The sequence below is a fragment of the Streptomyces lasiicapitis genome, from assembly GCF_014646335.1.
GTDB classification, from domain to species: Bacteria; Actinomycetota; Actinomycetes; order Streptomycetales; family Streptomycetaceae; genus Streptomyces; species Streptomyces lasiicapitis.
Map to the genome: position 1 here is coordinate 294,028 of NZ_BMNG01000007.1, position 11,507 is coordinate 305,534.

Annotated in this window: 7 protein-coding genes and 1 pseudogene; 5 read left to right on the forward strand and 3 right to left on the reverse strand. The window is 69.1% G+C overall.

What is annotated here, in order from left to right:
• Window positions 1-69: 69 nt before the first annotated feature.
• Complete coding sequence (locus IEY91_RS17600; RefSeq protein WP_229697041.1) at window positions 70-1,041, reverse strand: ParB/RepB/Spo0J family partition protein; 972 nt, start codon at window positions 1,039-1,041, stop codon at window positions 70-72.
• 458 nt (window positions 1,042-1,499) lie between these two features.
• Here IEY91_RS17600 and IEY91_RS17605 point away from each other — a divergent pair, with 458 nt between their 5' ends.
• Together IEY91_RS17605 and IEY91_RS17610 are read left to right on the forward strand one after the other, a co-directional pair.
• Window positions 1,500-5,345 (forward strand): nSTAND1 domain-containing NTPase, encoded by a 3,846-nt coding sequence (locus IEY91_RS17605; protein WP_189174699.1) that lies wholly within the window; start codon window positions 1,500-1,502, stop codon window positions 5,343-5,345.
• 710 nt (window positions 5,346-6,055) lie between these two features.
• Window positions 6,056-7,189 (forward strand): annotated as a pseudogene (locus tag IEY91_RS17610) (alginate lyase family protein).
• Window positions 7,190-7,229: 40 nt separating this feature from the next.
• Here IEY91_RS17610 and IEY91_RS17615 read toward each other — a convergent pair.
• Complete coding sequence (locus tag IEY91_RS17615; protein ID WP_189174700.1) at window positions 7,230-7,676, reverse strand: PPOX class F420-dependent oxidoreductase; 447 nt, start codon at window positions 7,674-7,676, stop codon at window positions 7,230-7,232.
• A gap of 126 nt (window positions 7,677-7,802) precedes the next feature.
• Here IEY91_RS17615 and IEY91_RS17620 point away from each other — a divergent pair, with 126 nt between their 5' ends.
• Window positions 7,803-8,750: a glutaminase gene (locus tag IEY91_RS17620; RefSeq protein ID WP_189174701.1), complete on the forward strand. Its 948-nt coding sequence runs from the start codon at window positions 7,803-7,805 to the stop codon at window positions 8,748-8,750.
• A gap of 133 nt (window positions 8,751-8,883) precedes the next feature.
• On the forward strand, window positions 8,884-10,548 hold the full coding sequence (locus IEY91_RS17625) for an FAD-dependent monooxygenase (RefSeq protein ID WP_189174702.1): 1,665 nt from the start codon (window positions 8,884-8,886) through the stop codon (window positions 10,546-10,548).
• On the opposite strand, the gene IEY91_RS17630 is transcribed toward IEY91_RS17625, so the two are convergent.
• The gene (locus IEY91_RS17630; protein WP_189174703.1) at window positions 10,538-10,945 is read right to left on the reverse strand and encodes a RidA family protein; all 408 of its coding nucleotides are present in this window, start codon (window positions 10,943-10,945) and stop codon (window positions 10,538-10,540) included. The two genes, IEY91_RS17625 and IEY91_RS17630, sit on opposite strands and share 11 nt — an antisense overlap.
• Before the next feature lie 145 nt (window positions 10,946-11,090).
• Here IEY91_RS17630 and IEY91_RS17635 point away from each other — a divergent pair, with 145 nt between their 5' ends.
• Window positions 11,091-11,468, forward strand: a complete 378-nt coding sequence (locus IEY91_RS17635) for a winged helix-turn-helix transcriptional regulator (RefSeq protein ID WP_189174704.1) — start codon at window positions 11,091-11,093, stop codon at window positions 11,466-11,468.
• Window positions 11,469-11,507: the final 39 nt, after the last annotated feature.

An 11,507-nucleotide genomic window follows, 5' to 3' on the forward strand; every position in this document is an offset into this window, starting at 1 on the left:
GGCAACGAGCAGGGCGCCATGGGCATGGCGCTGTCGTCAGTCACCACCGCGCCACAGCGACCCGTTCGCCTACGTCATCGCCTGTTCGCGTTGATCCAGATGTTCGGCGAACTGCGCCCACGACTCGGCGACCTGACGTGCGTAGTTGGCCACGGTGCGGGTGCAGTGCGGAGGCACATCCTCAAGCAGGTCCTGCCACTCCGCGGAGTCGATCCGGCGGCCGTTCAGCCAGCGCAACAAGGAGCGGCCGGACTCGGTGAAACGCAGGGCGGGATCCCTCATCAGCAGGTGCACGATCACTGCCGGGTCCTGCACCACCACCTGCTCGGCCTGCTTGGCACCGCGCCTCCGTTGCGCTGAGGCCCTGTCACGCTCCAAGACCCCGGGCGCACTCCCCCGTGCATCCGCTGCGGGCCCGCCACCCTTCTGCTGGGGTGGAACCAGGTCTTCCCCTGCTCGCAGCCGCTTCCGGACATCGCTCGCCGTGCCGAGAGAGATTCCAGCTCGCAGGGCGACCTGACGCAGCGGGGTATCGGGGTTCACACGCAGGATCTCACCGGCCGACCTGCGCCCCTCGGCGCTGTTCAACGGCCGCACTTTCCCGTCCTGGCCGGTTCTGCTCCGCGGCTGCGGAAGACCCTCTGTTGTGCGATCACGGATCGCCCGTACCGTCTTGGCGGCCAGTCCCGTCGCCATCGCGATGGCCCGATCCGACCATTGCGGGTGGGACACGACGATTCGCGCCGCCGCTGCCCGCCTGTCGGCCAGCGTCAGGGGCAGGCCGTGGGTGACGTTCGCCTTCACAGCGAGGAGGAACAGATCCCTTCCGTCCAAGTTTTGAACGAACATCACATCGATTCGATCCACGCCACGCAACAGAGCGGCCCGAAGTCTGTGCATCCCATCAATCACGCGCATGGTCGGCCTGTGCACCAGAATCGGCGGAAGCTCCGCTTCCGATTCGGCGAGCACCCGTACGCGCTCGAAGTCTTCTCCCGCGAGTCGGGGCGAGTCAGCCGGCAGCAGATCGGAGATGGACACCGAGAAGATCTGCCTGCCTTCACCAGCATTCCGCCTGAGCAGACTGGAATCTCGAGCGGTTGCGACTCCCCGTCGACAACCCTCATGGCTTTCAACACTCACAGAGCGATCTCCCGCAGGCTCAGCTAGACGAGACATTCCGATGTGATCAGCGGTCGCAGGCGATGGGGGTCCACACGAACGCCGACTGTGGTCCAGGAAGAACCACAGGCACCTCGCGGCCACACGTGATGGCGATCGGGCAGGCGCATGAGTTGTATGCGTTCGCGGCCGGTGCCCGTGGCCTCGATTGTGGGGCTGCTGCGACTTGTCCGACAGCAGCATCCCGAGGATTCGGACAAGTAAGACGGCCATGGATGAGCCAGTAGACCGCCTTCAGTTGTCCGAAAGGTCAGTTCAGTGGAGACAAACACGCCGGATAATGGGGTATTTGAGCTTGGAGCACGCAGGAGGGGTCTGTGAGGGAGTTGGGGTCCAGGGGCACACCCGCAGCGCGGGGCGGGGGGTTCGGTGGTGGTCGGCTAGGGCGGCCGGAGTCGCCAGTCGACCCCGAGGACGGCCCGGTCGAGCGGTTCGCCTGGGAGCTGCGGCAGCTACGTGAACGAGCGGGCGGGCCGAGTTATCGAGTGCTGGCGAAACGGGCGCACTACGCGGCCAGCACTCTCGCGGATGCCGCGAAGGGCCATCGTCTGCCCACCTTGGACGTGGCGCTGGCTTACGCGCGTGCTTGTGGTGCGCCGCCCCAGGAGTGGGAGACCCGCTGGCGGGCCACGGAAGCCGCGCTGCGCGACGCTGACCGCGAACGGGAAGAGAGGCAGGGCCGAGGCCCGTATCCAGGGCTGGCAGCCTTCGGAGTCGAGGACGCGCCGTGGTTCTTCGGACGTTCGGGGCTCATCAAGCAGTTGGTGGAGCAGGTGGCGTGCGCTCCACTGGTCGCCGTGTCCGGGGTCTCTGGCAGCGGCAAGTCGTCGCTGTTGCGGGCGGGGCTGCTACCCGCGCTGGAGCCCCACTGGCATCCGATCTTCCTGACTCCGGGAGATCACCCGCTGGAATCCCTCGCAGCGGCGATCGCCGCTCTCGCGAACTCCACTATCAGTGTGGATGGCGGCAGCGGCCCCGACCGAGAGCCGGCCACTCTTGCCGGTCGGCTCGTGCGCCGACTCGCTGAAGATGCCACAGCGCTGGAGCTTGCTCTTGCCACTTGGCTTGCCTCCCGGCCTGGCGAGGAGCAGGTCGTCTTGGTGATCGACCAGTTCGAAGAAGTCTTCACCTTGTGTGAGCGGGAGGCTGAGCGCGACGCGTTGTTGTCGGCGGTGGCCCAACTCGTATGTGCGCGTCCCGCTCGTATCCGGGTGGTGTTGGGCATCCGTGCCGACTTCTACGCACACTGCTTCGCCCACCCGGGCCTGGTTGCCGCGCTGCGCACGGGCGTCCAGTTGCCGGTGGGACTGCCCACGTCGGCCGAGTTGCGGGAGATCCTGGTGGAGCCCGCCGCCCGGAGGGGGGTGAGCATCGACGCCGACCTCCTGGAAGCGGTACTTGCCGATGCCGCCGACCAGCCCGGCGCGCTGCCGTTGGTCGCACACGTGATGCGGGAGATCTGGCGCTGCCGGAAGGGGGGTACTCTGCGGCTGGCCGACTACCGCGCCTGCGGCGGGGTGAGTGGTGCTGTCGCTCTCACCGCAGAGCGCGTGCACTCCCAGGCATCCTCGGTCCAGCAGGTCGCGATCCGTGCCCTGTTCCTGCGGCTGACTGCGATCGGCGACGGTACCGAGGACACCCGGCGTCGCGTGACCTTGGACGAACTCGACGGACTCGAACTTGGTGTGCTGCTGCAGGATCTTGTCGCGGCCCGGCTCATCGTGACGGGCGACTGCACCGTCGAAGTGGCCCACGAAGCCGTCATACGTGCCTGGCCAAGGCTGCGCCGCTGGCTGAGCGATGACCGTGACGCGCTACGCGTCCACCATAGGCTGACCGCCGCCGCGCGGAACTGGCATGAACTCGGCCGCGACGTTGAGGCGTTGTACCGCGGTGTGCAATTCACTGTGGCCCGGGAATGGGCTGATGCCCATCCCAAGGCGCTCAACAACCAGGAGGCAGATTTCCTCCGCGCCAGCGCTGCGGCCGCTCATCAGCGCACTCGGCGTACCCGCCAGCTCATGGCAGCCCTCAGTGTGCTGCTGGCCATGGCGTTGATCGCGACAGCGATCGCCGTGAAGAAGACAACCGCTGCCGATACTCAGCGACGTCTAGCCACCTCCCGTGAACTTGCCGCCCGCGCCGACCAGTTGAGCGAGCAGCGCCCTGAGGCTGCAATGATCCTCGCGCTCAAGGGGTATCGGCAGGCTCCTACCATCGAAGCGCGCGGCAGCCTGCTGAGTGCGCACGCCCGCTATAACGCCAATCAGCTCACCGGCCACACCCAGCCAGTGGAAAGCTCAGATTTCGCACCGGATGGCCGGACTCTTGCCACAGCAAGCTTCGACCACACCGTCAAGCTCTGGGACGCGCGCTCCCACCGACTCCTGGCGACCCTCACCGGCCACACGGACGTCGTCAACACGGTGGCGTACTCCCCCGATGGCCGCACCCTGGCCACAGCGAGCAACGACCGCAGCGTCAAGCTCTGGGACGCACGCTCCCACCGACTTCTCGCGACCCTCACCGGCCACACGAACATGGCCGAAGCAGTCGCGTTCTCGCCCGACGGCCGCACCTTGGCCAGTGCCGGCAGCGATCGCACGGTGCGCCTGTGGGACGCCCGCACGTACCAGGAGCGCGCCGTCCTGACCGGCCACACCGACGCGGTGCTGCGCCTGGCCTTCTCGCCGGACGGCCACATGCTGGCCACCGCGGACAGTGGGCGCACAACCCGCCTGTGGGACACGTCCACCCACAAGTCGCTCGCCGTCCTGGCCGGCCGCACCGGCGCCGTCACCACGGTGGCGTTCTCGCCTGACGGCCGCACCCTGGCCACCGCGGGCAACGATGACAGCGTGAAACTGTGGGACGTACGCTCACGCCGCCTGCTCGCGACGCTGAAGGGCCACACTCGCAAGGTGCAGGAGGTGACGTTCTCCCCAAACGGCCACACACTGGCCAGCGCGAGCATCGACGGCACTGTCCGTATATGGCGCCCGCAGACAGGCAAAGCCCTGGCCACGCTGACCGTGAAGCAACCCGTCTACGCTGTGGCGTTCTCCCCCGACGGCCGCACGCTTGCTACCAGCGGCCAAGACTCCACCGCCCGCCTGTGGAACGTGGCCTCACACCGCCCCGTCGCCACCTTGAGCGGACGCACTGGCGCCATCGCCTCACCAGCGTCCTTCACGGACCTCCCCGCCGTCCTCACGGTCGACTATGACAATCAAATGGCCCGCTGGTCCACGACAACACCACGCAGCCACCCGGCGCCCATCCGCCCCCCAGAGCCCGTCACCGGTTCGGTGGCGAGCAGTGACGGCCAGATGTTGGCTGCCGCCGGAGAGGACCGTGCCATACGCGTGTGGAACCTGACGACGGGCAGACACACCACAACACTCGCCGGGGCCACCGACACCGTGCGGCAACTGGCAATCACTCCAGACGGGAGCACCCTTGCGGCCAGTAGCAATGACGGCACCATCCGTGTGTGGGACGTCGCCACTCGCCGTACCACCACCGTCCTGCGCGACGCCCGCACAGTTGTCGCACTGTCCATAAGCCCCGACGGCCGCACCCTGGCCTCCGTCAGCACCGACGGCACCACGCGACTGTGGACCGTCCGCCCTGGGGAGACCGGCACACCCCTTCCTGGCCCCAAAGACGCCAACATGGCCCTGGCATTCAGCCCCGACGGCCGTACCCTCGCCGTCGGCAACACCGACAACAGCGTTCGCCTGTGGGATGTCACCACCCATCGCACCACCGCCACTCTGGCGACCAACGCCGGCTTCGTCCGCGCGGTGGCCTTCAGCCCCCGCGGCTCCACGCTCGCCACCACCAACACGGACGGCACCGTACGGTTGTGGGACACGCGCGCCACGCGCCTACAAGCCACCCTCACCGGTCCCACCATGCAGGGAATACCCACAGTTCGCTTCTCCCCCGACGGCCGCACCCTGGCAACCTTCGGCCCGCACGACGCCGCCCGAGTCTGGACCACCGACGCCAATCAGAAGAGCTCCAACGCCAACTACGTCGGCCGTGTGTGGAGAACCGACGTCGACTACGTCGCCACGCGCGTCTGCCGTCTCAGCGCAGAGCACGACTGGGCGCGACTCATCCCCGACCAGCCGGTAGAGGACCTGTGTCCATCATGAACAGCGTCCAGCCGTTGGGTGCGGGCCGCCCCGTCAAGGCCAGCCCTCGCTGAAGTGGCCAATGATGAGCCGTACTTACTCATGGGCCGCGGTACAGGTGGTTCACAAGGTGCATGACAAGCGGCGTCAAGCATCCGGACACCGTAAGGCTTCCGCCAACAGGTGAAGGCTGGCCGCCGTGCTCGACGCCGCGGCCGCGGTCGTCGCCCTGATCGCTGCCGGCCCTGGCGTGACGCCCGCGCAGGCGGCGGCCGAGGCCCGGGTGACGGGGTCTCGGCACACAGTTCCGTCCGGACATCGTCAACATCTACTGGGCCGGTCCTGGCCAGCGCGCAACGGCCTGGCGATCGCAACCCCCTCAAGCGCCCAGCCGGTGGCAGATCATGACCCCGGATCTCAGCGGCGTCCTTCAGGTCCACGAGCAACCTTGCGGGAGTGCCCGCACTCCCCTGACCGGCCTCAACCAGTGGCGGCCGGAACCGGTCCCGGCCGCCGGCGCTTCCGCAGGCCCCGCCGCGCAGCAAGTTGACGCAGACATGACGCGCCGCTATCTTCCCGGCAACCTTCATATCCATGCCCCGAGTTCACGTATGCGATGGAGCGTGTCGTGGGACGAAGAGGTCACACGAGAGCCAGGACCCGCGTCGGCATCCTCGTTCTTGGCGTCACGGTCCTGACCGGGAGCCTGCTCGTCGGCCGGGGGGGCACGGCTGGAGCCGGCGGACGCGGGTACCGGGGAGCCGGTCGGCGCGGCCGCCGCGCCCGCCCGGTTCGCCCGCCCCGGCGTCCTGGTCGGCAAGGGGCACCTGGACTTCCTGCGCACCAAGGTGAACGCGGGGCGCAGCCCTCGAAGGGCGCATGGGACCAGATGATGGCGAGCCCGTACGCCTCCGCGTCGCGCGCGCCCAAGCCGCGCGCCGTGGTCGAGTGCGGTTCGTCGTCCAACCCCAACCTCGGCTGCACCGACGAGCGTCAGGACGCCATCGCCGCGTAACGCCCTTGCCTGGTACGTCACCCGGGACACCAAGTACGCGAACAAGGCGATCCAGATCATGGACGCCTGGTCGGGCACCATCAAGGACCACACCAACAGCAACGCCCCGCTGCAGACCGGCTGGGCAGGCTCCACCTGGCCGCGCGCCGCGGAGGTCATCAAGTACACCTACAGCGGCACGTGGTCCCACTCAGGCCGCTTCGCGTCGATGCTGCGCGATGTCTACCTGCCCGAGGTGATCAACGGCGCCCCGGGCAAGAACGGCAACTGGGAACTGATCATGATGGAGGCCGCGGTAGGCATCTCCGTCCATCTGGAGGACCGCGCGAGCTACGACAAGGCGATGGGGATCTTCCGCGGCCGCGTCCCGGCGTACGTTTACCATACCTCCGACGGTTCCCGGCCGAAGTACCCGCCGCGCAGCTCCATCGACACCGTCGCGGAGCTGACCAAGTACTGGCAGGGCGAGACGACGTACGTCAACGGGCTGTCCCAGGAGACCTGCCGCGACTTCGGCCACACGGCCTGGGGCCTGGCGGCGGTCTCGCACGTGGCCAAGACGACCCGGATCCAGGGCCAGGACCAATGGCCCCAGCTCTCGGAGCGGTTGCGGCACGCGTACGGCTTCCACACCAAGTACGAGAACGGGGATCCCGTCCCCTCCTGGCTCTGCGACGGCACGGTGAAGAAGGGCCTCGGCTCGACCGAGGTCGCGTTCAACGCCCTGCACGGCAGGCTCGGCATCGGCATGCCCGCCACCGGCACGTACACCGAGGCCAAACGCCCCCGCCCGACGGACAACTACTTCATGGCCCGGGAGACGCTCACCCACGCGGGCAACCCGGGGTGACGTTCGGCCGCCGACCGGGGCGCCCGCCCTCGCGGTCCGGTCAGGGCGCGGGCACGGGACCGCCGGGCCGGAACCGCTCCACCCCGACGATGTGCCGCACCTTGAGAGGGCGCACGATCACCGAGACCCGCCGCTCCCCCGGCATGAGCCACTCGAACCGCTCGCTGCCCAGGTACTTCTGGGCCAGCCGGTCCATGCGGTGGTGGGCCTCCTCGCCCTCGATGAAGCGGACGACCTCACCGCTGATCTGCACCCGGTCGAAGGGGTTGTCGGCGTCCGCGTGCGAGAGGTAGACGCGGGGGTCGCGGCGCAGGTTCTCCTCCTTCACCCGGCCCACCGAGGTGTTGAACGTCAGCTCATCCTCGCCCTCCAAGTCCACCCACATCGGGCTGACCTGCGGCGCCCCGTCGGCGAACACCGTGCCGACGTACCAGATGAGAGGGGCGCGCAGTCGTGCGCGGACGGCTTCACCCAAGGGTTCAGTCATCCCGGGAGGCTACCAATGGCCGCACAAGGCCGAGTTGGCGCCTGCCCGCACGACATCACCGCGGCCCTGATCGGCCGCGCGCCCCCGCTGCCGTAAAGTACTGCGGACGCCTCACCGCATTACCGTATGAAGCCGGAGCAACTGCCCGTGTCCGCCTCCCCGAAGTCCCTCCAGCCCGTCCTTGACCGTATCGCCACCGAGGTCCAGGCCCTGCCGGGCCGCGGGCGGCCCGCCGACTACATTCCGGCGCTCGCCTCGGCGGATCCACGGCGCTTCGGGATGGCCGTCGCCGATCTCGACGGCACGGTCTACGGCGTCGGGGACTGGCAGCAGCCCTTCTCCACGCAGTCCATCACGAAGGCCTTCACCCTCGCTCTCGATCTCTCCCTGGACGGCGACCTGCTGTGGGAGCACGTCGGGCGCGAGCCGTCGGGCAACCCCTTCAACTCGCTTGTGCAGTTGGAGTACGAGAACGGCATCCCCCGCAATCCCTTCATCAACGCGGGCGCCCTCGTCGTCACCGACCGGCTCCACACCCTGACCGGCGACGCCGCCGGCACGCTGCTCGACTTCCTGCGCGCCGAGTCCGGCAACCAGGGCCTGACCTTCGACGAGGGCGTGGCCGACTCCGAGCGCGCGCACGGCGACCGCAACGCCGCCCTGTCCCACTTCATGGCGTCGTACGGCAACATCACCAATCCGGTGCCCACGCTCCTCGACCAGTACTTCCGCCAGTGCTCGATCGAGGCCTCCTGCGCCGACCTCGCGCTGGCCGCCGGGTTCCTCGCCCGCCACGGCATAAGGGCCGACGGGTCCACGCTGCTCACCCGCAGCCAAGCCAAGCAGGTCAACGCGGTGATGCTGACCTGCGGTACGTACGACGCCGCGGGCGACTTCGCCCATCGCGTGGGCCTGCCCGGCAAGAGCGGGGTCGGCGGCGGCATCATCGCGGTCGTTCCCGGCCGCTGCACCGTGTGCGTGTGGAGCCCGGGTCTCGACCAGCGCGGGAACTCGGTGGCGGGCGTCGCGGCGCTGGACCGCTTCACCACGCTGACCGGGCTCTCCATCTTCTGACGGCTGACGGTTGGCGGTCGGCGGCTCGGGGCCTCCGGCGCGGGCGGCGCGCGGGGGCGCTTCGTCGCCTCGGGCGAGCGCGCGGTGTTGGATGGTGGCCCGCACGAGTGGCCGACAGTCCCAGGAGCTCGACATGCCCCCAGCAGACGCCGACGTGGACGTGGACGTACTGATCGTCGGTGGTGGACCCGTCGGGCTCACCGCCCGTGCGCTCCTTGAACGTTGGGGCGTACGGGTCCTGCTCGTCGAGAAGCATCGCGAGCTGTCCCCGTTTCCCCGGTCGCGGCTGGTCAACGTACGGTCGATGGAGATCTTTCGCCAGCTCGGGCTCGCCGCGAAGATCACGGACGCCGCCTTCGCTCCTGAGTACGGCCGTATCCGCTTCCGCGACACCCTGGACGGCCACGACCTCGCGTCGGCGGCGATGATCGGGGTCAACGCGCCGATTCCGGAGAGCCCCGCCATCGGGGTCGTCACCTCGCAGGACCGGCTGGAGCCGACTCTGGTCGCGGCGGCGGACGGCGAGATCCAATTCGGGGTCGAGCTCGCCGGCCTGGCCGAGGAGTTCGGGGAACCCGGAGAGTCCCGGGAGGCTGGGGAGGCCAGGGAGGCCCAGTGCGTCGTCGCCTCGCTCGTCGAGCGTCCCAGCGGTGCCGAGCGGCGCGTCCGCGCCCGGTACGTACTCGCCGCCGACGGCGCGAACTCCACCGCTCGGCAGTTGCTGGGCATCGGCACCGTCGGCCCCGGCGCGCTGGCGAGCATCACCACCGTGGTGTTCGACGCCGACCTGAGGCCCTGGTCCGCCGACCGGCCCGCGGGCGTCTATCTCACGGGGCACGGATCGCTCCTCCCGATCTATCCCGAGGGCGGCTGGGCCTGGATCATCCCGACGCCCGAGGACGCCGAACACGCCGACTGGTCCGGCCTCGTCGCGCATGCCCTCGGGACCGGCGTCGACGTCCGGGCCGAGGTGTCGCGCGTCCAGCACTGGGTGATGAACGCGTTCATCACCGAACGCTTCGGCCGCGGCCGGGTCCTGCTGGCCGGTGACGCCGCGCACGCGATCCCGCCCGCCGGCGGCCTGGGCATGAACGTAGGCATCGCCGACGTGCACAACCTCTGCTGGAAACTGGCAGGTGTCGTGCAGGGGTGGGCCGGGCCGCGGCTGCTCGGGACCTACGAGACGGAGCGGCGACCCGTCGCCCACCAGAACCTCGACCAGGCGGTGGTCAACGCCCGGCTCATGTCCCCCACGCTGCCCCGGCGCGACGAACAGCTCCCCGCCGACGAAGCAGCGCCCGCCGAGGCCGCGGCGCCCTGGCCGGAGCGGTACTTCGCCCAACTCGGCCTCGTACTAGGTGTGTCCTACCGGTCCGACGCCGTCCTCACGGACCACAGCACCCCGGCCGAGCCGTCAGACGGCGACACGAAAGCGGACTCAGGCACGGACTACATCCCCACCGCCGCACCGGGCCACCGCCTGCCCCACGCCTGGCTCAGCCAAGACCGCTCCACGCTCGACACCCTCGGCGAATGGTTCACCCTCCTCACCCCGGACCCCTCCGCCTGGGAGCAACACCCCACCGCACCCTGGCCGTTGCACGTCGAGCCGCTTCCCCGCGAGCACATCGACCTCTACGGCATCGGCCCGCACGGAGCACTGCTCGTCCGGCCGGACGGCCACGTCGCCGCCCGCTGGCCCGACCGCCCATCCGGCGACGCCAACTCAGACTCCGGGCTCCGCCACGCCCTCGCCACCCTTACCAGCTCCGCACCCTCCGAACCGGTCAGTCGATGACCGCAGTGGCCTCGATCTCGACCAGGTGCTCGGGGATGTCCAGGGCCGCGACACTCAGCAGCGTGCCCGGCGGTACCGGTGTGACGCCCAGCCTCGCCGCCGCCCGCCTGATCCCTTCGATGAGCAGGGGCATCTTGTCGGGGGTCCAGTCGACGACGTAAATGGTCAGTTTCGCCACGTCGGCGAAGGAGCCGCCGACTGCCGCCAGAGCGGTGGCGATGTTCACGTAACACTGCTCGATCTGAGCGGCGAGGTCGCCTTCGCCGACCGTGACCCCGTCGGCGTCCCAGGCGACCTGCCCGGCGATGAAGACCTGCTTCGATCCGGTCGCGATCGACACCTGTCGGTACGCGTCGATCTCCGGCAATCCACTGGGGTTCACCAGGGTGATGGCCATGCTGCCCGCCTCCTCGTCCCGCGGGCCCATGGGCCCGCCGCCGTCGAGCCGCGAAGCCCGCGGTCTCTTGTGGTTACTCAGGAACCGTAGGAGAGTGGCCGCTGACATGGAAGAACGCACTTTTCAGTGACTGGGGAACCACAAGGTGACCAAGAAGTACGAGGGCTTGCCCGACGAAGCGGATCTGACGCGCGCCGACTCCCTCGCGCGGGAGATCTTCTCGGACATCGCCAACAAATGGGCGTTCCTCATCATCGAAGCCATCGGGGACCGCACGCTGCGCTTCGGCGAGGTACGCGACGAGATCGAGGGCATCAGCCACAAGATGCTCACCCAGAACCTGCGCATGCTGGAGCGCAACGGCCTGCTCCACCGGACGGTGCACCCCACCGTGCCGCCGCGGGTCGAGTACACCCTCACCGTGCCGGGCCGGGCCCTGCGCAAGGTGGTCGACGGCATGTGCGACTGGACCCACCAGTACCTGGGTGACATCGAGGCCTCCCGGCGCCGTGTCGACGTGTGACAGGGGCGGCGCCGTGCGCGGGCACCCTGGCTCTCTGGC

Bases quoted from the DNA above. Each gene is read 5' to 3' on its own strand.
- IEY91_RS17615 (WP_189174700.1), bottom strand. From the start codon at position 7,676: ATGACTGAACCCTTGGGTGAAGCCGTCCGCGCACGACTGCGCGCCCCT.
- IEY91_RS17620 (WP_189174701.1), top strand. From the start codon at position 7,803: ATGAAGCCGGAGCAACTGCCCGTGTCCGCCTCCCCGAAGTCCCTCCAG.
- IEY91_RS17625 (WP_189174702.1), top strand. From the start codon at position 8,884: ATGCCCCCAGCAGACGCCGACGTGGACGTGGACGTACTGATCGTCGGT.
- IEY91_RS17630 (WP_189174703.1), bottom strand. From the start codon at position 10,945: ATGGCCATCACCCTGGTGAACCCCAGTGGATTGCCGGAGATCGACGCG.